The sequence below is a fragment of the Vibrio qingdaonensis genome (assembly GCF_026191675.1).
Lineage (GTDB): Bacteria > Pseudomonadota > Gammaproteobacteria > Enterobacterales > Vibrionaceae > Vibrio > Vibrio qingdaonensis.
This window is the reverse complement of record NZ_JAKRRY010000019.1, coordinates 1-22,438: the sequence shown is the minus strand read 5'-3', so window position 1 is coordinate 22,438 and position 22,438 is coordinate 1. Positions and strand designations below refer to the sequence as shown.

Annotated in this window: 17 protein-coding genes; 8 read left to right on the top strand and 9 right to left on the bottom strand. The window is 42.5% G+C overall.

Annotation, left to right across the window (positions count from 1 at the left end; all coding sequences use genetic code 11):
- Positions 1-13: 13 nt before the first annotated feature.
- Positions 14-1,066, bottom strand: coding sequence for a sulfate ABC transporter permease (locus MD535_RS14265; RefSeq protein WP_265675696.1), 1,053 nt, complete (start codon positions 1,064-1,066; stop codon positions 14-16).
- Between the two features lie 2 nt (positions 1,067-1,068).
- Positions 1,069-1,557, bottom strand: coding sequence for a hypothetical protein (locus MD535_RS14260; RefSeq protein ID WP_265675695.1), 489 nt, complete (start codon positions 1,555-1,557; stop codon positions 1,069-1,071).
- Between the two features lie 91 nt (positions 1,558-1,648).
- On the opposite strand from MD535_RS14260, the gene MD535_RS14255 reads away from it, so the two are divergent.
- Positions 1,649-4,459: a hybrid sensor histidine kinase/response regulator gene (locus MD535_RS14255; RefSeq protein ID WP_265675694.1), complete on the top strand. Its 2,811-nt coding sequence runs from the start codon at positions 1,649-1,651 to the stop codon at positions 4,457-4,459.
- Between the two features lie 108 nt (positions 4,460-4,567).
- Entirely contained in the window at positions 4,568-5,272 is a 705-nt protein-coding gene (locus MD535_RS14250; RefSeq protein ID WP_265675693.1) for a DUF445 domain-containing protein, read from the top strand.
- Positions 5,273-5,803: 531 nt separating this feature from the next.
- Here MD535_RS14250 and yegD read toward each other — a convergent pair.
- The 3 genes from yegD to lpdA form a co-directional block, all read right to left on the bottom strand.
- Positions 5,804-7,156, bottom strand: coding sequence for a molecular chaperone (gene yegD, locus MD535_RS14245; RefSeq protein ID WP_265675692.1), 1,353 nt, complete (start codon positions 7,154-7,156; stop codon positions 5,804-5,806).
- Between the two features lie 331 nt (positions 7,157-7,487).
- Positions 7,488-8,288 carry an acyl-CoA thioesterase gene (locus MD535_RS14240; RefSeq protein ID WP_265675691.1) on the bottom strand — a complete coding sequence of 267 codons (801 nt, stop codon included), beginning with the start codon at positions 8,286-8,288 and terminating at the stop codon, positions 7,488-7,490.
- 180 nt (positions 8,289-8,468) lie between these two features.
- Positions 8,469-9,881 carry a dihydrolipoyl dehydrogenase gene (gene lpdA, locus MD535_RS14235; RefSeq protein WP_265675690.1) on the bottom strand — a complete coding sequence of 471 codons (1,413 nt, stop codon included), beginning with the start codon at positions 9,879-9,881 and terminating at the stop codon, positions 8,469-8,471.
- A 192-nt stretch (positions 9,882-10,073) separates the two neighbouring features.
- Here lpdA and MD535_RS14230 point away from each other — a divergent pair, with 192 nt between their 5' ends.
- Both MD535_RS14230 and soxR read left to right on the top strand, forming a co-directional pair.
- Entirely contained in the window at positions 10,074-10,439 is a 366-nt protein-coding gene (locus tag MD535_RS14230; RefSeq protein WP_265675689.1) for a hypothetical protein, read from the top strand.
- Positions 10,440-10,591: 152 nt separating this feature from the next.
- On the top strand, positions 10,592-11,035 hold the full coding sequence (gene soxR, locus MD535_RS14225) for a redox-sensitive transcriptional activator SoxR (protein ID WP_265675688.1): 444 nt from the start codon (positions 10,592-10,594) through the stop codon (positions 11,033-11,035).
- Here the strand turns inward: soxR and MD535_RS14220 are convergent.
- The 4 genes from MD535_RS14220 to MD535_RS14205 all read right to left on the bottom strand — a co-directional run bounded on the left by MD535_RS14220 (position 11,032) and on the right by MD535_RS14205 (position 17,334).
- Positions 11,032-12,684, bottom strand: coding sequence for a DUF342 domain-containing protein (locus MD535_RS14220; RefSeq protein WP_265675687.1), 1,653 nt, complete (start codon positions 12,682-12,684; stop codon positions 11,032-11,034). The genes soxR and MD535_RS14220 overlap by 4 nt on opposite strands.
- A gap of 338 nt (positions 12,685-13,022) precedes the next feature.
- Positions 13,023-15,068, bottom strand: coding sequence for a GNAT family N-acetyltransferase (locus tag MD535_RS14215; protein ID WP_265675686.1), 2,046 nt, complete (start codon positions 15,066-15,068; stop codon positions 13,023-13,025).
- Positions 15,069-15,138: 70 nt separating this feature from the next.
- Complete coding sequence (locus tag MD535_RS14210) at positions 15,139-16,110, bottom strand: ParB/RepB/Spo0J family partition protein (RefSeq protein ID WP_265675685.1); 972 nt, start codon at positions 16,108-16,110, stop codon at positions 15,139-15,141.
- A 6-nt stretch (positions 16,111-16,116) separates the two neighbouring features.
- A complete protein-coding gene (locus tag MD535_RS14205) occupies positions 16,117-17,334 on the bottom strand; it encodes a ParA family protein (protein WP_265675684.1) in 1,218 nt (405 codons plus the stop codon).
- Between the two features lie 1,244 nt (positions 17,335-18,578).
- Between MD535_RS14205 and MD535_RS14200 the strand changes: the two genes are divergently transcribed.
- From MD535_RS14200 to MD535_RS14185, 4 genes are all read left to right on the top strand, one after another.
- Positions 18,579-20,549 carry a replication initiator protein RctB domain-containing protein gene (locus MD535_RS14200; RefSeq protein WP_265675683.1) on the top strand — a complete coding sequence of 657 codons (1,971 nt, stop codon included), beginning with the start codon at positions 18,579-18,581 and terminating at the stop codon, positions 20,547-20,549.
- Between the two features lie 474 nt (positions 20,550-21,023).
- Positions 21,024-21,224 (top strand): PA3496 family putative envelope integrity protein, encoded by a 201-nt coding sequence (locus tag MD535_RS14195; protein WP_250617575.1) that lies wholly within the window; start codon positions 21,024-21,026, stop codon positions 21,222-21,224.
- 125 nt (positions 21,225-21,349) lie between these two features.
- On the top strand, positions 21,350-21,559 hold the full coding sequence (locus tag MD535_RS14190; RefSeq protein WP_250617574.1) for a DUF3283 family protein: 210 nt from the start codon (positions 21,350-21,352) through the stop codon (positions 21,557-21,559).
- Positions 21,560-21,643: 84 nt separating this feature from the next.
- Complete coding sequence (locus MD535_RS14185) at positions 21,644-22,360, top strand: YebC/PmpR family DNA-binding transcriptional regulator (protein WP_250617573.1); 717 nt, start codon at positions 21,644-21,646, stop codon at positions 22,358-22,360.
- The last annotated feature ends 78 nt before the right edge of the window (positions 22,361-22,438 follow it).

The window sequence follows — 22,438 nt, the reverse complement described above, 5'->3', positions numbered from 1 at the left end:
CTCAATGTGTGCTTTAGAAAACAAAGTTAACCATAACGGTGTAGAGGTTGGCGTCAGTATTTACACCAGGATTAGATACAAACGCACCACTCGCATTATTATAAGCATTAAATTTTTGCCACTCGGCATTAACCGATACGTTGTATCGCACGTCATAACGCAACCCTAGCGTTGTACTAGCGCCGGTCTTATCATTGTCCTCGTCGAACTCTTGCCCATAGACTGCATATGGCGTAAAAGCAGACATTCGGTAAGCGGCCATCCCATACCAAGCCATAGCAAGATCATTTTTCTGACCTTCAGCTGTTAACTTAAGGTCTCCAAAGTCATATTCTCCTCCAAGAGAATATAGCTTGATGTTTTGATCCGGCGCTGTTGGAAACTCCGTCCCCATTAATGTCACTGTTTGATCAAAGTTTGAATCCAAATACGCAAAGTTCAATCGATAGTTTTCACCAATTAACTGAGCATTTGCGCCCCACATATTCTTGGTTTCAAATTTGAGCGTGGTAACCGAATTCAAATCCACTTCGTTGGTATCTTTAAAACCAACAAAGGGCGTTAAAGCTAACTGCATTTCATCTGAAATGTCGAAGTTCCACGTGACACTTGCTCCATTAAATGCGGTCACCCCAAGAATACTGTTATAAACCTCCCCAGGCGGGCGGGCAGTCGTATAGGCATGTCCAACATAGTAGTACTCAGAAGCTAAAAATACCGGCAAGCGTAAACGCCCACCTCGAACTTCAAAGTCCCCTATAGAATACCCAAGATACGCCCACTCTAATTGAGGCTCACTCCAATGGTCTTGTGGACGCTTAACCACTTGCACAGAGGCTTTAAATGCTTCGCGATAATAATCGAGCTGTACGCCAAACGTCGTGTCGCAGTCATAGCAGTTTTCGTCATTGATATTTCGATTCACCATCAAAGGTGTTGCATTGTCAGATTTCGCCCAAGAGGTTGAGCCGAATCCACTAATAGAAAAGTTGTCTGAGAGATCGATGGCAGCAAGAGAAGGCGTACTCATGACAGAAATGGCTAAACCGAGCAATTTGTTATTCATGGTTATTTCTCCCCACTAACGACGTATAGAATTTTGGCTTCCTGAGGTAAGGCATCTAATGGTGCATACCCAATTCTATTCGGTTTCTCTTGTAACCAATGAATAAGCGCGGTGACAGAAGCATCACCAATTTCTTTTGGTGGTCTTGCTTTACCAGAAAAAGATAAACTCGCCCAATAAGCATTCATCTGAGCAATATCCTTGCCTAATAAATAGCGGTAGAACTCGGAGCGCTCTGAAGAATCCTCTGGCCAATCCGATATTTCGATGCGCTTTCCTTGAAGGGATTTCGCTTTCCCTCGGTAAACCATCCTCGCTTTACTGCGAGATAATTCTTCGAAATTGCTATTTAATGTGAACACTGCATATTCATTAGCCGCAAATGCTCGGCTATCCGAAGATAAGCTCACAACCAAGGCTAAGCCCACCACGGTTAAACAACTGATTAAACGCCGTTTAACCAATTTCACCTTATTAACGGTTTGTTCCATTTCATTACACTCTCACGGATTCCTATCCTAGACTACTCATAGATTAGTTCAGAAGTTTGTGTGTTCAAGGTTATTCTCAAGGATTGGTGATATGGGTTTGTTAAATAAGATGTCGATCAAAATCCGCATCATTTTGCTCGCTGTTTTACCGCTTCTTGTCATTATTTGCTTTTCCGTTTGGGAGACATCGAGAACCAATGCTAACCAACAACAAATGGTGCTGCTAGCCGATAAAGTCGCATTTCTTGGGGCGTTTTCTCGCGTTCTTAGTGAAATACATTACTTGCGGCTCGATGCATTACATCGTCGATTTTCTCCATCTCACCACCACCTCTTCATTGATGAAGACGATGACAAAAAGATTCAAGCATTCACCGCCAGTATCCAAAGTATGCGCCATGAAATCGAAAAAATTTATGCCAACTCCACCCCAACCAATATAACAAATGCACTGGACGAAGTTTCAGCCTCATCCAATGAACTGGCTTTGGTTGAAAGCTCTGAAGAATTACAAGAATGGAGTGCTTGGAACATTGAGCAACTAAAGGGCATAACCCGTAAACTAGAAGGCATCCCAGTCGATACTAGTTCAAGTACGTTGGAGTCACATTTAAATGCGCTGTTCTTACTTACTTGGATAAAAATGTGGGCAACGGAAGAAAACTGGTTGATTCATTTCGATTTACACGGCGACCATGATGTCAACTTTTACGACCGACACGAGCAACGTCATGCCCTAAATACACTGTTCGAGAGGCAGCAATATCTCATAGACCGCTTCATCTCCATCAACGCTGACCCACAACAAATCAATTTGCTGTTAGATACGTTCGCCGACAACTCCTTTATCGATAGCATTAATTTTAGAGATCTTGTTATGAACTCTGAATTTGACACCCTATCAGAAAACGATAAAGGACCAGGGGCAAGGGCTCTTGACCAAAGACTAGTACTAATAAATCAAGTCACAAATCAAATTAATAAGCAACTATCTAATGACATGATTAAACGCCTGAGTAACCTGCAGCAACAGCTTTGGGTTGGATTAGCCGTCACCCTTATTCTCATCATCACGCTGTTCATTCTCAGTATTAATATTACTCGCCGAATTCTTTTCTTTTTGAACAGCACACTCGACACATTTGAAAAAATCGAGAGCTCCAGTCGCTCTCACATCGTGACCGCCTCTACCACCGGTCACGATGAATTTAGCCGCTTTGGTCAAAAAATAAACACCCTTATTAGAGAGCGGCAAGAAAATGAACATAGAATGATCGCAGCAAAAGAAGAAGCCGAGCGAGCCAACGTAGCAAAAAGCTCTTTCCTCGCCAACATGTCCCACGAGATCCGCACGCCACTTAACGGCATTATTGGTATGTCCGGTATCTTATCTGACTCTAATCTCAACCCAATTCAGAGAGACTATCTCAATACTATCGAAACCTCTTCTCAAACATTGCTCATTTTAATCAATGACATTTTGGATATCTCTAAAATTGAATCTGGAAATTTACTGATCTCTTTGCACCGCTCAAATCTTCGCGAGATCGCTTATGATACGCTCGCGATCGTGCTTGCTAAAGCCAATGAGAAAGATCTTGATCTTCATATTGAATTCTCGGCTAACTTCCCACATACGCTGTTAATTGATGATCATCGCTTACGCCAGATTTTGATGAATCTTATGTCCAACGCCGTCAAATTTACGCAGGCCGGTTTTGTAAAAATGACCATTCACGTCACGCCTATTAAAAATGAAACATGCCGATTAATGATCGCAGTGAGTGATTCTGGCATCGGGATTGACAAAGACAAACAAGAGGCCATTTTTAAGCCTTTTACCCAAGAAGATAGCTCCGTCACTCGACAATTTGGCGGTACGGGTTTAGGACTTGCGATTTCATCTCAACTTGTCGGACTCATGGGCGGAAAAATAGAGATAGAGTCAGAGAAAAATCATGGCAGTACGTTTCATTTTGAGATTGATTCTGCTGTCGTACAACCACTACCTCCAGCCCAAAATAGTCTACTTCTCCAACAGTTTTGCATTATTAACAATGAGCAGGAACTGGCGGATCAATTGACTTTAGAGATGGCGCACTTTTCCTTACCTATTTCACATCAATTTACTTCAATTAAACACATGCCGGCTCAGGGTCTTGATGGGGTGACCATCCTCTATTGTTTATCCAATGATCGAAATGCGATTGATGATCTACAACAAATGACGACCACTTATCCTGCTAATCCGTTAATTCTAGTTCAGCGCCAATCTACCCCAAAAACAGAATACGAAACCGTGCTGTCTGGACTCATTACTTTCCCATTACTTGGTGCACGACTTCTTGATACCCTGACAAATGCTCACACCCAACACGATGCTTTAAATCAGAGACAGCAAGAAGCAAGCATGAACAAGAGTAATCACGTACCTCATATCGATGCTGTCGCCTCCTTATCTCACGACCCAGTTCACTTACCACTTTTTGAAACAGGAGAAAACACAGCATCGTTATCTATTTTGCTTGTTGAAGATAACCAAGTGAATCAAAAAGTCGCCTCATTATTGTTAAAAAAATCTGGGTATGAGGTCGATATAGCAAATAATGGTCAAGAGGCTTTAGACTACCTTTGTGATCCAACTAATCAGTATCACACCGTATTGATGGATTGCATGATGCCGGTTAAAGATGGCTTTACCGCTTCTGCTGAATTTAGAGCGTATGAACGCCAATACAATATGGCAAAGACGCCCATTATCGCCTTGACCGCTAGCGTGCTCGATGAAGACATACGTCGCTGCTCAGAAAGCGGAATGGATGACTATATTTCTAAGCCATTCAATAAATCGGTACTACTTGAAAAGATTAAAAATATTCGTCAATCAGCCAACTTGATATAGCAAGTTTCATTCTAATCTCAATCTAACCGCAAGAAGTTACTGTTTATCGTCGCCGTTTTTTTTTAAAATCCTTGCCATATTTGTTAATCATCCATTTAAGCGAACATCATGAACAAAAGTATGATCACCAACCTCATTGCATTGGGGTTGCTCGGTGCAGGCTACCAACTCGACAATTCAATTCTTCTCTATGCTGGGCTGTTTGCCTTTTCAGGTGCGATAACCAACTGGTTAGCTATTCATATGTTATTTGAAAAAATACCGGGAATTTACGGATCTGGCGTTATTCCTGCGCGCTTTGAAGATTTTAAAGTTGCCATCAAAAACCTCATGATGGAGCAGTTTTTTACTGACAGTAATATTGATAAATTTCTAAAACAAGAAGTGGGGACTGGGCTTTCTCTGGATTTAGAGCCAGTCATTGAAAAAGTGGACTTCAATCCAACGTTTGATTCTCTTGTCGATGTCATTGAGCATTCACAATTCGGGGGAATGCTGGCGATGTTTGGCGGGACGGAAGCACTACAACCATTAAAAGCGCCGTTTGTCGAAAAAATGAAAGCGGCAATGGCAGATATTGCTCAAAGTGATTCGGTAAAACAAGCACTGGTTGAGCAATTTGAGTCACCATCAATGATGGACGAAGTGAAAGACAACATTGATTCCATCATTGAACAAAGACTTAATGAGTTAACCCCACAGTTAGTCAAAGAGATCGTACAAAATCTAATTAAGCAGCATCTTGGATGGCTAGTGGTTTGGGGAGGGATATTTGGTGGTGTGATCGGCGTTATTTCATCACTCGTGATGTAACTGTTTTTTATTGAGTCATCCGCACATTCTAGATAATAAACAATAAAAAAAGCCAATCACAACACATCGTGATTGGCTCATAATACTGTGAACAATAGTCATTCACTAACAACGTCAGTTGGCTAGGTGACCCTCGGCTTAAGAGAGTCGCTTTTATTCTATGCGCATAACGTGACCTACCGCAAGAGTATCAGCACATTTATTCCGGTTATATATTAAACTATTCGAACTGTGTCACATTCCTCGAACTACCTAAAAATCATATAATTACATCGAGTTAGCCGTAACGACCTTGCCCCATAACACGTAGAGTCAATTAACACTAAAGGGGTATCTGTCTGCATTTAAATATCAGAAACTTCCGACAATGATTCATATAAAATTTATTACTTTCCTACATTGAGCGTCGTTTTCCAAGCCGCCATAATAATAAACCAGCTTTCTATTACTTTGAGAGTAACAGCAAATGATGGTAAATATTCACTGAGGAGTCGTAAACGATGTATCTACTTATCTACTTGAATAAATTATCTACTTAAAGCAGATATCTGCCCAACGAGCTAAACCCGCCGTTACCGAACCAAAGTAATTACCAGCCACTAACGGCGTCGTTGGCAAAATATCGTTCACTGCCTGACGCAGTACTGATGATCGCGCAGAACCACCAGTCATAAAAACAACATCAGGCTGTATGCCCGCCTGTTTCACCGCCTCTTCAACCAATGCTTTTATTTTTTGCTTCGGGTTGTCTATCGCACTCTCCATCTCACTTCGCGTAATATCTACATCCACCTGCTCAGAAATTAGCTGAATGAAAACGCGATACTGATCTGCTTCTCCAAGTGCAATCTTCGCCTTTTCTGCTTCTCTAATAACCGCATATCCAAGCGTATCTTGATGCAGCTTCACCAAGCGAGCCACTTTGTCTGACTCTTTCGCTTCTTTCAGCAGCATTTTGAGTTCTTTCATGTTTTCATGGGCATAGAACTTTCTTTGCGCTTGAACATCGTTAATAGCGATTGGGTTCCAGAACTGAGTAACGGGTATATCAAGCCCTGAATGGCGCTTTGTTCCCATACCAAAAGCACTCATCAAGCGGCGAAAGGCGATATAAATATCTAAGTCATTACCACCGACTCGCTGGCCTGTATGAGCGATAAGAGAACCCGTTCTATCTAATTTCCCTGCCCAACTCGGCCCCATTTTAATAAATGAGCAATCCGTTGTTCCACCGCCAATATCAACCACTAAAACATTCTTGTCTTCAGACAGTGTTGATTCATAATCCAATCCAGCCGCTACCGGCTCAAGCTGAAACGCAACATCCTTAAAGCCTGCTCGATTAGCCGCGCGCAATAATATCGCTTCAGCTTGGTCATTGGATGCATCTCCACCGCGCCCCAAAAAGTTAACTGGGCGACCAATAACAGTTTGTGTGAGGTCTTGCTGAAGGCGTGCTTCAGCACGATGCTTTACATTCGCCATCATTGCACAAACCAAATCTTCAAAAAATGACAGCTGCATATCGCGCAATCCAATGGTTCCTAAGAAAGACTTCGGCGATTTAATGTAATAGACATCTTTGGGATCCTCTAAGTAAAGATCCAGTGCTTGCTGCCCAAATAAAACATCTGAAGGGATAACTTCAATTCCTTCATCTCGGTTCATTTGAATTGCACGACGCAGCACAGCATCTCCGACCTCATTTGCGGGGCGTATATTTAAGCAACGAAACAAATACTCTGATACCGTTTCGGCTGTAGGGGCACAGAGGGTCGATGAGATATAACAGTCATCTCCAACTAAAGGTATTTGCTGTACTGAACCATTGATAATATGGGCAACGGAGCAGTTTGCCGTTCCATAATCAAAACCGATAGCCATAAATATATACCTCTAAATTATAAAATGGGGAGAACACAACACGCGTGGCTTTAAACCTAATGCAGGGGGGATATGTTGATAGTGAAAACTAGCCGGCTAGGATACCAACCTCTATGTGAACTTCAACACCATAGCGTGAGATTCGTCTTTCTTTATGCCAGCTGTTTTGAAGCACAAGTGTCGCGTACCGGACAATGAGAAATGTCATGTCGGTACTCAGCACTGCGTACCGTTTTATGGATGCAAAGCCAAGTGACCACATATTTACAGTGTAAAATTAAGGCTGATCACTGGGTTACGAATTCGCACTCACTGAAGTTGTCATTATTGTTCAGTCAAAGACAGCAATACTCTGGCGACTGATCGCAACCAGTTGCCCAACATGATTCCACACGTTCGCTTCTGCATGTGCATATCCTTGCGCCGCTTGACGTGTATGTGACTGATACGCAAACCAATCTTCCACACCCACAGACTGATGAGGATGTATAAATTCTAAATTCCACATCATAGTACTCGCGGGGGCAGGTTTATCCATCATCTGTAGCACACCAGGCGGCCATGCATCCACCAAACAAATCAAATGGGCATCGGTTATTTCTTGCGGAGCTTGCTTAAAACGCATCCAGCCATAGGAATGTGAGTCCTTGCTTGCTGTAAAGGGCAAATGGCCACGAGCCAAAGCTAAGTCGATATGTGCAGTATAGTTTGGCGCACCTTTCGCGACATCAGGAAAGAGCGACAATTCATTAGGTTCAGGCATTATATGGTTGTCTGAATTCTTAACTCTGATCTGAGAGTCACGATCCACGCCAAAGCATGCCTGTTGAAATACCACGACTTGTTCATTTTGAATCAGCCGCGCGCAAATCTGCGAAACGCTTTTTCCTTCTCGTAATACTTCGAATTGAAAGTGAAACGGCACATCAACTAACAAAGGCCCAACAAAATTGGTATTCAGTGATCGAAGAGCACGATCGATATTTAATTTTGATCGCATGGCAACGTATAAGATCGCGGCTGACGCGCCACCAAATACCGTCCTTCCCTGTCCCCAAGATGAGGGGATCGTCATTGATCCATCATTCAGGGAACACTGTGTCGCTTGTTCTAAGAGTTCATCAAAATGCATACTGCCACCAAATGTTAATGCTTTGTTATTAATGACAGTAACTGGTCTGATTAGGTAGTTCAAATACTATCGTGCTGATATGGCAGCTGCGTCAACATTTATGCTCAATCACTTGTCATCGATACTCGATAGGGTGACACAAATATAAGGACACAGCGCCAATCAACAACAAAACCGCTATTAACGCTTACGAGGCGGTAGCATATCCGTCATCGAGCCTTCGACAAGCTCTGCAGCAAATGCGAAGGTTTCCGACAAGGTTGGATGCGCATGGACCGCATGAGCGATATCCTTCGCTCGACCACCTAGCGTCATTGCGATTACGGCTTCATGGATTAATTCTCCTGCATTCTCTCCACAAATGCTCGCACCAAGTAATGCGCCAGTCTTTTTGTCAAACAACGCTTTCGTCATACCATTAGCGGCACCAACGCTTTGTGCTCGACCACTCACTAGCCAAGGAACTTTGCCAAGATCGTATTCAATCGCATGCTCTTTCGCCTCTTTTTCTGTCAAACCAACCCAGGCAATCTCAGGAGATGTGTAAGCCACCGATGGAATTAACGTGGGCTTGGTCGATATTTTAATACCAGCAATCGCTTCCGCTGCGACCTTGCCTTCATGTGTTGCTTTGTGAGCTAGCATTGGACCTGCAACAATATCGCCTATGGCATAGATCCCCGGTCGTGTCGTTTGCATCGCTTCATCGACAGGAATTCGCTGGTTAGCATCAAGAGAAATATCTAACGCGTCTAGATTAATGGCCGCTGTGTTGGGACGTCGCCCTACCGCTACTAACACGGCATCAAACGTCTGAGCTTCTCGTGCCTTTTTACCCTCCATCGTGACCAGTACGCCGTCACTCTCTACAACCATATCAACGACTTTGGTGCGAGTGAGTATGTAGTAACGTTTTTTAATACTTTTTTGTAATGGCTGAATCACATCTTTGTCTGCCGCTGGTACAATTTGTTCCGCCGATTCAACAATGGTAATTTCGGAACCGAGAGACGCATAGACCTGAGCCATTTCTAAACCAATAATTCCCCCACCGATAATCAATAAACGGGTTGGGATTGATGTGAGATCAAGTGCGTCAGTGGAGTTCCATATTCGTGAATGCTTTGGCATTCCCGGTATTTCAACGGGTTGGGAGCCTGTAGCAATAATAACATGCTCATAAGTCACCTCACTCACACCGCCGTCACCAGTCACTTGCAATGAATGTTTAGTTTTAAACACACCAGTGCCTTTCACTCTTTGTATACCCCTTGCTTTCGCTAATTTTGCAATCCCACTGGTCAGTGCGTCAACGGTCGAGACTTTGTGCCTGCGCATCGCATCAATGTCTACCTGTATGTCTCCAAATGATACGCCTATGGCCTGGGCATGCTGCGCCTCTGTAATCATGGACGTAGCATGAAGGAGTGTTTTAGAAGGAATACATCCTTCATTTACACAAACTCCCCCTAAGGTTTCACTGCTCTCGATCAGACACACCGAAAGCCCTAAATCCGCCGCTCGAAAAGCCGCAGTATAACCACCAGGTCCGCCACCTAAAATCGCCACATCCACATGAATAGATTCCGACATCAACTCTCTCCTGCCAATACTTTTAAAATGAACACGAACTAATGTTCTTTACTTTCAGCAGTATAAACACTCTAAATGTCTGAGTAGTGTCAATTTTTCCCGGATAGTGACTTCAGTTTGGTTCAATATTTAATTTCGACTATTCAACTGATAGTATCTGGGCCACCTAGTATTGATTAGACGAGTATCGTTGTGACCACGCGCTTTAAAACCGCCCTTATTTCCTTGGCTGTAATGTCATTAACAGCATGCTCTTCACATCAAATGAATCAGCTTGGCCTGCGATCTTCGTCCGTTAACACTTATCCCAACAACATGGACACGGTCGAGCTTTGCGAAGTAGCTAACGGTTATCGAGCGACAAACCAAACTGCTGTCTCGGTCGACTCAGAAGTATGGCGTAGACAACTTTCTAATGAGCAGTGCGAAAGTATCGTTAGAGAGCTCTATATGAGCCGCTTTATTCGCTCTCTTTCAAATACCACTGTGACACCGGCTAACGAGTCTAATACGCCACACCCAACCCCCTTACCCGCTGAGCCAGTGAAGCCAAAATAACGGCCCCTATTTCATCACCATACGGCACTGATACTGACCATAACCTCGTGCCCCACAAAAAAGTGAGTCTGTTGTTATCAATGCTTCCTTGAGTGGACTTCCTAGCCGTATACTGGGTGCTGTCACTCATATATATGGACATGGGAGCGATAATGGAATTATCAGTAGGTCAAGTTGCGAAGCGTGCAGACATAGCAATTTCTGCAATACATTTTTATGAAAAAAAAGGACTTATAGCCTGCCACAGAAATACCGGTAACCAACGCCGGTATGATGGTTCAGTATTAAGGCGTATTGCTGTCATTAAAACAGGTCAACAACTGGGTATGACATTAGAAGAAATAAAGCTGGCAATGAGCGCTCTCCCAATTCGCCGAGCCCCCTCACAAAGTGAATGGGAAAGAATGGCGAGAGAATGGCAGCACAGTCTCGACGAAAAAATCACGTTAATGTCTAGATTAAGAGATGAATTGGGAGAATGCATCGGGTGTGGGTGCTTGTCGTTGACTAAATGTAAGTTACGTAACCCTGAAGACGAGCTCGCGAGTCAGGGTGCAGGACCCGTCCTTTGGGCGAAACCTAAAACCTCAAACTAGACTGCTAAATCCTCTTCTTTGAGCTTTGGCACAAAATGCATGACATTGTTTTTTAGATGAAAAATGGCTGGTCCGTGAGTATTTTTCGTTGTCACCTTTTCGCCGCCGATGGCAACGGTGACGCGAGTATGAGTTTGCACTAACGACTCTGCGGTATTAATTTCTAACTTTGCAAACAACTCTTCTTCGAGCGCCGCCTTTTTAGCGTTTAGACTATCAATCGCATCAGTATTGGTGCTATTTAAATCGGCAAGCTCTTGATTTTGCTCTTCTGTGCGCGTTGATTTTGGGATTTTCTTTAATTCGATTTCTCGACGAATCGCCGCCATCTTAGTTTCTTGTAGCGCGGTATATTCATCTTGTAACGTTTCTATTTTTTCAACATACACCTTGTGATTAGAGAAGGCTTCAATATATGTTGCCGTGTCACCTTCAACACCGAGGTGATTGCAAACCACCTTCCCACCCACTAGTGCCTGCCCGCCACTCAACGTGCCCTGCTTTTTATTGTTGCCTTGCACCAATAGATCTCCAACACAACTAAGATCATTGTTTAAGCTATGAACGGCCAGTTTGATATCACCTTTTGCGGATAAGTCAGAAAATTGTGCGTAGTTAGCAACAATGTCTCCGCCCGATTGAATTAGACACGTCTTATCGTCACCATCATCGACATTGTGTCCAATAATTCCCTTTGAAACAATAACATCACCTTTCGCCTCCAGCTTCGCTGATTCGACAAAGCCACCAACCGTAATCGAGCCAGAAGCAACCACTTCCATTTGTGCTTCAACATTACCAGAAATCACCACACTGCCTTCAAAGCGGATATGACCGGTGGAAATATCGACCTTTGATAGACAAAGTGCTTCATCAACATCAACGCCATTCACCTTGAGAATCGGCATGCCGGAAATAGTAGAGATGAGTATGTTGGGGTCTTCTTTTGAAATAGCGGTACCTTTACCGACCTTCAGCAAGGTATCTTTCACTGTTCTAGGAGGAATGATACTACCCGTTACGGTATAACCATTTTGTCCAGATATGGCAGGAATGCGCCTCATCAGCTTTTCCCCCTCTCCGACTGTCACCATTTCACCAAGATCGCGCATATCAACCTTATCAGATTCGCCTAGGCGTTGAGGTTTCAATACACGAGATTTAGGATCGAGAATAAGTGGGATGAACTGACTGTCTTTACCTTCAACAGGTCGCTTGCCAACGGCGACGGGTTGAACGTAGGTTTTACCCGCTTCTAATTGACGGCTAAGCAGCAGGACTTTCTTTAGCGCTAGTTTATTAATTCCCTTTAGCACTTTTGCATCAGCAAGCGTTTTTATGACTTCCGCTCCGGTCAGCGGTTCACCACCATAGGCGCCCTCTACTGTCATACTCGCTAACATATCTTGCTCACTTAACGTGACAGATACCGAAGCATCTTTTATATAGGCAAGTTTGACGCCATGAAAAGCCTCTCGTTTTGCTTGTTGTGCAAAGGCAATAAATTGATTAACTGATGCTTCATCAATATAGAACGACTTTACGTCGAGTTCGGACAGCGCATTTTCAAGTAGAAGCTTTTCCAAACTCAGCCCCTGTTCGTATTCTTGCGGCAATACAGCCACGACCTCTTGTTTGTTACTAGACAATTGGAGAACACTTTTCCACATGACAGGTACAACTTCCTTATTAACCGCCTACGCTTTTCAAACAAAGTGTGATCGCGCTTCAACGAATATAGTTTTATCTTAGTTCAGTCTCAATCTTGAGACTATAAAAACTTCCTAAAACTCGATCTGCGGTCACGTTGTATCCGTTGTTTTTTACAAGCTGTCGTTTAGTTAAATCAAGGCCTATGGTCAACACGTTCAACTAAAACTTTAAGGACCGTTATAATTTACAGTGTAAAACTGGATGACGCAGACCAATTTACACTGTAAACATCATAGTTCCGTTTTACAGTGTAAATTGTAGTGATAATGAGAATCTAGGATTTACACTGTAAACATTGAATATAGTGCTGAATATCTTTCCTTAACTCGGCTTCAGCTTGCTTTCTACCTGCGTAGTTAAGATGCAAAGAACACTCTTTCCATGTCCAGTGTAATAGCCCGACACCGATTAACAGCAAGCTATCCACCTGAATGTGACGGCTAGCCAAGGTACGTAAAAATGCAGGTAAAGCCCAGCGACAAGTTTCAAGAGCGTTACCGCCTTTCGCGTACAACTCTAGCAGCTTTGGTACGGATACCTCTGAATGTGAATGACAACTTTCACTAAACAGCGCCCATGCTAATTTCGGCTCAAGTTCTCGATTCGCGCCCGCCAGTTGAGATGGCATCGTCATTCTAAAAGTATCACGAGCCTGCTTTACCCACACATCAGAAATAGGAAGCATTGGGCGCACCAACCCAAGGCTGTATGTGCCGCTAGATTGATCTTTGGAGGCGCCAAGTCTCACAGGCAAATAATCACTGTCGAGCCAGAAATCCAATAAAGGAAGTGTTAGCCCAAACGATGTTGCAAGATAATCTACAGGTCTGGGGATAGTATTTGCGTAACGAGATAACAGTTCTCGACCAATACCTTTAGAGTGAAGCATTGGGTGAACAGCAATTCGCATGATACGTGCGCATCGTTGTGTCCCGGGTTCGGAAAGCCCTAAATGGTTACTTAAATCACACGGTATCAAATGTCCTTTAGGGCGTGACCGCCCAAGCATGATCGAATCTACAGCTTCAATTGATAGTGCGCCTTCGTAATGAACAAGCATACTCGCGACAACACGCTGCTCAATCGTGATGATATGCAGCTCAACATTATCGTCCTGAAGAAGTAACATAAGATCGTTAGGCGACGTTTGATAATGGGCGTTAACTAATAATGCAAATGCCTGTGGTAATAAAGGGCTTTGCCTCAATTGGCCTTTACTCGTAAACGTAGTCATCGATAAGCTCGAATGTTCAATCTGCTTGTCGAGTAACGCTGAATCAACGTCGGCTAGCTCACAGTCAAGCATAAATGTGGACGCACACCACGCTTCTAAAGGGTCATTCATCGCCCATCTTATCGGTTGATCCATTTGGTAAACCTGAGTTCCAGGTCTAGTGTCCAAAAGCCAAGGCACAAATTTAAGGCTAAAACCTCTTCCACAACCTTCATAGCCATGAATCGTGGTCGTCAGTACGACACGATGATAGTTTCCGATAATCGACTTGAGCATAGAAACAGGTATAGCTGCGGCTTCATCAACAAAAAGTAAATCACACTTCGGTCGCTTTTCTAGTAATTCATCTGGCGCTACAAACATAAGTGAAGAGCCTTGATGCCGGTGCGATACGCCAGCATGTTCAAAAATTGGAGCAACCGCCTGTTTGCTTGGTGCGACGACAATAATTTTCAGAGGTGTTTTTTCCAAAAGCCGTTTAGCCGCCAACCCCAACGCGCTGCTTTTCCCACGACCACGGTTAGCCGTCAGAACCAATGGTCTTTTTCTATGTCCTCTTAACACTTTTTCTATCAGCGTAATGGCATGGCATTGCTGGTCATAACACACTTCACCTTCGGTAATACTTAACGCCTGCGTGTTGCTTAGCCACTGATTAGTATTACAAACACTCTCCTGCCCTTCGGGCAAGATAGGAAGACATGAAAGATAGGACTGAAGCCAAGGGTCGAGCCCTGAGATAGTACGACAAACTAAAATTAAACACCCACCACCCACCAAGCTACCAACGGCGGCGTTAAAGCTGTTTGCATCGAACCCATCATCCAATGAGACGACAATAGAACGACTTTCGACACCTAGAAGCTGGCGGCCTTGTTTGGCGGAATAATAGTGAGTACCGAAGAAAGCGTCGCCACCTAATTGGCAAACCGGCGAGTTCTCGGCATCGACCATAAATTCAGAAATAAAGGATTGAACCCAGTCCGAGTTTCCCTCGAGTAAGAATACGCCACGAGTAAAATGTTGTTTTGCGGCGTAAAGGATAGGCTTGATGGATTGATATTGCTTAGAGGTTATATGTGACATAGCGTTGTATATTAAAAAAGGCTACGTCTATATTAGCATAAAAAAATACCCCGCTTCTGCGGGGCATTTCTTATTGAATCTTAGATTTAATGAACGCTAATATCTCGTCCATTGTTTGATCATCGACCTTCTTCAAGTTAACCGCTAAGTTAGGTCCTTTACGGGTATAACTTGCTCGCCCTTTGACTAAATCTGTCTTGGTAACTTTAGTGCGCTTTGGCGGTACAAGCTCGTGCATCCAAGTTTCCAATGTTTCAGATACTTCTTTAGTGATTCGCGCCACACCATGAGCGCTGCTTTGCTGCCAGATAAAACCATCTGTTTCACCACAGCGAGAGATAAGCTTGAGCTGATTATCATCGCCAAGCTCGTTAAACTGCTTATGCAGCTTAACAATGGTGGGGCGACCTAAATCACTAACGTTAGGATAAGCTTGAAGTAACTCTAAAGGCAGGTCCGCAGCCTTTAGTGCACCACTGACTAATGCTTCACTACACTGAAACATTTTTGCCAACGCTTTCTGATCTTCTGCTTCACCACTATCGAGCTTGGCTAACATTTCTTTGCCCTTCTCATACAATGATAGAGGCTTGTGGGCATTCGCGACATCCGACAAAAACTTAGCATGATCGGCATTAATATTGTTAGCGACATAAATCAAGAATTCTTGATTAGCAATAATACAAGACATTCTACGACGACTACCGTCGAGAACTTCGATACTACCGTCTTCTTGACGACGACCTACTGCCGGATATTGTTGTCCTTTGTCACGTAATGTCGCAAGGACATCTGACAGCGCGTGTTCATTTAGGAATGATTGTTCACGTGCGTTTTCTTGGAAAACAAAGGTTGTTTTCTCAATTTGATCGGCTGGGATACGAATTAATTCAAATGACACAAGATCTTCACCCGCAACCGCGAGCTCAATAACTTGTGCTTGTTCTTTCGCAGCGCTTTGCGCCTCTTGAGGCGTAGAAGCGCGTCGTTTATTAGCTTTTCCAAATAATTTTGCATTCAGATCAGAAGTTTTAATTGCCATCTTCTATTACCCTTGGTTCAATGAAGCCCAGTTGCTATGTAACACTCTTTCTAATTCTAGTGCACTTTTCTGCACCGCATCTTGCGCGGTCGCCAATGTTTTTTTACCACCTTCAAAGTCACCGGCAGTAAGGTCAAAAACCGTGCTGTAAGTATCAGCACACGTTTCAAATGCTCGACTACGAGGAATCGTCGCCATCATAACTTGGTCGCCAAGCAAGTAATTCATTTCTGTTAAAACGGATACTTGCTTTTTATTATCATCTTCAAAGATCGTTGGCATCAAGCGTACAAATTCAAGCCCTTTCCAATCGTCCGGGAACATCTCATATACAGTTGGAAGGTGTTGGAAAAAGTTGACCGTCGAGGCCCAATCTAGTCGTTTGGCTGCGCATGGTATAAGTAACGCATTAGAAGCATACATCGCATTCCAAACTAATGGGTCAACGTGGGGACCTGTATCTATCATTATGATGTCAAAGTCTTCAGCTATCTTATCTGTTAACTGCTCTTTTAATAGCTTAACGATATCAAGTGACTGGTTTTGTGACAGGTTTTGCCACGCCTCCGCATTAAACATTGCATCTTCTGGAAACGCAGAAATTGTTTTCAAATTAGGATATTGAGTTGGCAATAAAACGTTGCGGCGCAAGAACTCTAAATCAATTTCAGTCCCTTCTGGAACATTTTCTAGCATAACATCTACTGCAGAATAAATATTATCATGATCTGAAGAACTAATTTGTGGATTCAAGAACAGACGTAATGAACCTTGCGGGTCTAAATCTATCAAACAAATACGGTAACGTTTTTCTAAGTTCAGCGCCAAACAAGCAGCCAAGTGCACAGCACTCATCGATTTTCCAGTTCCGCCCTTCTGGTTTTGTACGTTAATAATCCAAGGTTTATTATCCTGATTATTTTTTCGTTGATGGAATTTTGGCACCGCAGCCGCATCCATTAACATATGGGCTTCTTGCAACGAGATAGAATAATGATTGGCATTATTTTTAGTAAATTGGTGACCATCAGCTTCTAATTTGCTAATCGCATCATCCAATTTTCGACGCGTTAAACCAGAGCGAGTCTCCATCATGGCCTTAGACATGGGAGGAAAATGTTCTTCACTTCGTTCTTCTAATACTATTTCAATACGATCGGCTTGCACCTGCTGAGTAAGCTCTGCGAGGCGACAAAGATTATCGATAGTTTGTTCTCTTTTCATATCTAAGTTCCAGTCAAGTAACCCAATCAAATAATGTACAGCATTATCGTACATTCTCACAAAAAAGCTGTCCATACATTTAATGAGTATAATTGCACTTATTTTGACAATGTATTGTCAATTTGTGATTAATGACGATTAATTGAACAAATATAATCACTAATCTAGTGATGAACCTAGTAAACTTTAAAAGTGTTACAGCGTCACTCATTTACAATGTAAACGACTCAATATCCGGAACGATTATGATTGACCGCTAAATTACGGTAGCTGAGGTTTGAATTAAGATTGCTAAGACAAACTTACTTATTTCAGCAATTTGTCGGCATAGCATATTCTGCCGAGCAAGAAAAACGAAACAAATATCGAATTGATTGATACGAATCGCGAGTAATTAACTCATTTCAATAAAGGAATGGAAACATGATCAAGGAAAGCTCTCTATTTACATCAAATATGACCAAGAGGGCTGAAGCATGATCAAGGGTCAGTGCAGCAATAGTCTATGTTTGACGAAATGCATAATAAGATCGGAAATAAGGAAGAATGATCAAGAACCAAAAGCAGCGGAAGCATGATATTTAGATAATAAACTACGGCTAATGCTAGGTGGAATAAGGGGTTTACGCAATTAACCATGCGTTATTAATAAATTGAAATACAAAAGAGCCATGCTTTGGCACTTGATCATGGTTCCTAAAACACAGTGATACCTCGCCATTTAACGAATTCAGCTCAAGACATTATTCGAAAATCACAAAACTTATATAATTGATGAAAAAACACGCAAAAATAGACGTATCTTCCACATCTTGATCATGCTTCCAATGGTAAACGAGTCAATCCGTGATAGAAATCGAAGAGAATTGACGGTTAAAGAGAATAACCTGTGGGTAAGTTAATTTTATTACTTGATCATTGTTCCTAAATATAGATGATCATCTTTTCAGTGCGTTCATGATCATCGTTTCTTTTACTAATGATCATGCTTTCTATTTTTAATGATCATCGTTTCGGACCCATCATGATCATGCGTCCAAAGACGGTTAAAATTAACACTTCAAAAACAATAACTTGAGAGTAAAAACTCACCCAGATCATTAGATCACTTAATCATATTAGATCAGTATTATCAGATAGATCATAAAAACTGATCGATAAAAATAATCCTTTATTTATGATCTGTTTTTCTTTATTCTTTGGAACAATATCGGAATTACGGATAGTGTGATATAGATCTAATCATGAGTGATAATAATAAAGTACTGATCAAGCTCCCAAGAGATCATAAAGGGGGACACCTCTTTGAAATTACTGAAGCATCCGTAGATTGGATTGAGCAATACCAACACTTCAAGGGCGTAACGAAAAGTATCCTTGAACTGCTTAATCTCATCTCCTTACGAGGATTCAGTTCAAAAGATGGTTACGTATCAACAACCGAACTTATTATCGCGACCGACGGCAAACTCACACGAGCTGCCATACAACAACGGCTTCGCGCGGCAGTTAACATTGGCTTATTTTCTCAACTGCCTGTTAGATTTGAAGAAGGTTTGGCCGGAAAAACGATGCTACATCGGTTCGTTAATCCAAACCAACTCGTCTCAGTATTAGGCGCCACAAGCCTAATCACAGAATCCGTCAAGCAATCGGAAAAGCAAAAGAAATCTAAAGCATTAGCTCAGACTCAAGTTAATAAACGTTTGTTGAATGAACATGGTTTATACACACCACCAGCAATGCGTGATGAGGCGGATCAGTTCATTGTATCGCCGACAAACTGGGCAGGTATCATTGATCAAGCGCTAGCTCCGCCAAGAACTCGGAAAAGCTACCAAAAATCGATGGTATCGATCTCTGGCACTCGAGCGGTAATAGAAACACGATCGTCTAAAAATATTATGACGGTTGATGATCTGATGACACTATTCGCGTTGTTTACGCTTACCGTTCAATACCATGATCATCATCATGAAGAATATCAACTTGATGCTAAACATGTTCCAAATAAGACGCCACTCTACATCACTGACATTTTGTCCTTGAGAGGCAAAAAGGACAGCGGCCCTGCGCGTGATTCTATTCGTGATAGTATCGATCGCATCGAATTTACTGACTTTCAGCTTCACGAACTAACAGGGCGCTGGCTAAGCGAAAATATGCCAGAAGGGTTTAAGAGTGATCGTTTCCGCTTTATCGCCAGAACAATTACCGCTTCTGAAGAAGCGCCTCGTGAAGGCGCTGACGGCGAAATTAAAATCAAACCGAACTTGTACATTTTGGTTTGGGAACCGTCATTTTATGAAGAACTGCTGACTCGAGATTACTTTTTCCTATTTCCACCAGAAATCTTGAAGCAACATACCTTGGTATTCCAACTTTACTCGTACTTCCGTAGCCGTATGGCGCGTCGTCATACGGATTCGTTATTGCTCTCGGAATTGAACCAAAAGCTAGCCCGAAATATCGAGTGGCGACGTTTTTCTATGGATCTTCTACGAGAATTAAGACGATTGGGTGAAGATCCCCAGTCAGATATCGAATTCGATGTGAATTTATGGGGCTATCATCTGACATTAACGTGTTTAGATCCTTCTGCCAAATTACCTGACTTTCAGGTTGATATTCGATGCGATGTGGAAGAGGTGTTGCGTTACTCACGCGCTCGTACGACAAATGCTGGTAAACGTAACATGGCACCAACGCTACCTAACCCACTGCGACATGAATTGGTGAGCCGTAAGCAGCTTGATGAGCTTTCATCCATTATTGATGGTGAGTTTGAACCTATCCAACGTAAAGCACCATCACCGAAAGGGAATTTAGGTCGTCGAGTTAAGCAACGTAAGCATCTTGTCGAGATCAATGCTGATGAGATTACTATTGTATTATCTAAATATACCTCACCAGAGGCTCTAGAACGCAGTATAACGGCATTGTCAGCAATGACTGGACATTCACTGGCTTCAATTAAACAAGAGTGCTATGAGCTCATGGAGAAGCTTGATTGGCTACGTGTCGATGATAATGTGATTCCGTATGAAACTTTGAGCCAAGTGGTAGAGTTATATAATTCTCGGCAAGAGAATAAACATTTGTCGATAGAACGTTTAATCTCGGCATTAGCGGTGCGAAAAAAAGTATGTAAAAGTGTCTACCAAGGCCAAGTTGACGAAGCGGTTTTTCGAGTTTTGGATGAAGTATCAATCTAGGTGTCTGTTGGCGGAGAAAATTGTTGAGATACAGACATAACGCTGACAAAGCATTGACAATGTTAAACGATATGGTGGTTATTATTTATTCCGAATAGACAACCTTTTGTCCTCTCTATCTAAACATGTAGATTGGCTCATATTGTTACATTCATTCTGATATATTTTTGGCGAGTTCTTTTGAACTCGCTTTTTTTTGCTTGTTTGAAAATAAGCAATCAGCTGACTTCTTAGCGCTTAATGCATGTATGAATTGATGGGTAAAAATGGGGATCTGGATCACGTCAGTTTTTGACGGGGTAAGCCTCAGAATGTACTTGGCAATTTCATCAAATTCAAAGCTAATTGTCTTCATTTTTTAACTTCTATTCAGAAGTATTGATTAAGTCACACTCTGAACTTATTTCCCTTAACAACAAAATTATCCTTTGCTACAGATTAGGTGTCCTAGACATGGTTTATCTGGAGGAAATAATGTCCATTAATTCTATCGACCATGAAGATATGACGTCTATCACGACAAAATGGGATCACTCAGAAGAGTACATGGAAGAGCAACGCCCAGCTAAGCAAGTTAAGTCAGCAGAGGCGCGAAGACGCATTGAAGCGTTGAGAGAAATCAAAGAGAGTGGATTGACTCTTGAAGAAGCGAGAGAGCTCGGTTTGATTCATTGATCGCGACAGCGTCAAATTAAGAGGGTGGCATATGCCACCCTTTCGTATTTTTAGCGACTTGATTTGAGTTCTGGGCTTCATCGGTGCTATATTCTGCGATCACTTGAACTAATCAACGAATTGCTATGTCTTACAACTTATCGTTACTGCCTCCAGCAGAGAAAAACAAAGTTGAGCTGGATAAGCAGGCCTCTTATGTCGTTTGGCAGCTTAAAGAGGCAAAAGTGGGTCCTGATGCCATCAGAACTCAGCTTGAAAATATCCGTGATGAAGCTGAAAAAGCGTGGTTTGAGCAATGTGTGGCCAAATACAAGAAGATGATGGGTGTGTTGTGATTGTTTACATGACTCATCACAATTGATTTGCCTCCGTGATTTGATAAAATCCTCGCATTAAATTGAATAAGAGAGAACATCCCGATGGGAAGAAGTTTTGAAGTGCGCAAAGCCTCAATGGCAAAAACTGCAGGCGCAAAAATTAAAGTTTATTCCAAATACGGTAAAGAGATTTACGTTAGTGCTAAAAATGGCGGTAGCGATCCTGATATGAACTTAGCGCTTAAGCACTTGATTGCTAAAGCGAAAAAAGACCAAGTTCCAGCGCACGTTATTGATAAAGCGTTAGACAAAGCTAACGGCGGTGGTGGTGAAGACTACCATGCAGCACGCTATGAAGGATTTGGACCTGGTGGTGTAAGCGTTATTGTTGACTGTTTAACTGACAACGGCAATCGCACGTTCCAAGATGTTCGTCAGTGCTTTGTTAAAACCGGTGCTAAAATTGGCGGCCCTGGTGCTGTAGCTCATATGTTTGAACACCAAGCTGTATTTCAGTTCAAAGGTGAAGACGAAGAAGCAGTACTTGAAGCGCTAATGATGGCTGACGTTGATGTGGCTGACATTGAGCTAGAAGATGGCGTTATCACTGTCTTTGCGCCGAACACTGAGTTTTTTAAAGCCAAAACAGCGCTTACTGCAGAGTACCCTGAGCTGGTACTTGATGTAGAAGAGATCACTTTCGTTCCACAAACGCACACTGCGGTACCGGCGGAAGATGATGAAAAATTCCAGAAGTTCCTTGATATGCTTGATGATTGTGATGACGTTCAACAGGTTTATCATAACGCTGAAGCGTAATGACTTAGGTAAACAGTATAAGCGCTACTCGCTTATACTATGACACTATCTAAGAATACATTTGTAATAGCCCGCACT

Bases quoted from the DNA above. Each gene is read 5' to 3' on its own strand.
- MD535_RS14265 (WP_265675696.1), bottom strand. From the start codon at position 1,066: ATGAATAACAAATTGCTCGGTTTAGCCATTTCTGTCATGAGTACGCCT.
- MD535_RS14260 (WP_265675695.1), bottom strand. From the start codon at position 1,557: ATGGAACAAACCGTTAATAAGGTGAAATTGGTTAAACGGCGTTTAATC.
- MD535_RS14255 (WP_265675694.1), top strand. From the start codon at position 1,649: ATGGGTTTGTTAAATAAGATGTCGATCAAAATCCGCATCATTTTGCTC.
- MD535_RS14250 (WP_265675693.1), top strand. From the start codon at position 4,568: ATGAACAAAAGTATGATCACCAACCTCATTGCATTGGGGTTGCTCGGT.
- yegD (WP_265675692.1), bottom strand. From the start codon at position 7,156: ATGGCTATCGGTTTTGATTATGGAACGGCAAACTGCTCCGTTGCCCAT.
- MD535_RS14240 (WP_265675691.1), bottom strand. From the start codon at position 8,288: ATGCATTTTGATGAACTCTTAGAACAAGCGACACAGTGTTCCCTGAAT.
- lpdA (WP_265675690.1), bottom strand. From the start codon at position 9,881: ATGTCGGAATCTATTCATGTGGATGTGGCGATTTTAGGTGGCGGACCT.
- soxR (WP_265675688.1), top strand. From the start codon at position 10,592: ATGGAATTATCAGTAGGTCAAGTTGCGAAGCGTGCAGACATAGCAATT.
- MD535_RS14215 (WP_265675686.1), bottom strand. From the start codon at position 15,068: ATGTCACATATAACCTCTAAGCAATATCAATCCATCAAGCCTATCCTT.
- MD535_RS14210 (WP_265675685.1), bottom strand. From the start codon at position 16,110: ATGGCAATTAAAACTTCTGATCTGAATGCAAAATTATTTGGAAAAGCT.
- MD535_RS14205 (WP_265675684.1), bottom strand. From the start codon at position 17,334: ATGAAAAGAGAACAAACTATCGATAATCTTTGTCGCCTCGCAGAGCTT.
- MD535_RS14200 (WP_265675683.1), top strand. From the start codon at position 18,579: ATGAGTGATAATAATAAAGTACTGATCAAGCTCCCAAGAGATCATAAA.
- MD535_RS14195 (WP_250617575.1), top strand. From the start codon at position 21,024: ATGTCCATTAATTCTATCGACCATGAAGATATGACGTCTATCACGACA.
- MD535_RS14190 (WP_250617574.1), top strand. From the start codon at position 21,350: ATGTCTTACAACTTATCGTTACTGCCTCCAGCAGAGAAAAACAAAGTT.
- MD535_RS14185 (WP_250617573.1), top strand. From the start codon at position 21,644: ATGGGAAGAAGTTTTGAAGTGCGCAAAGCCTCAATGGCAAAAACTGCA.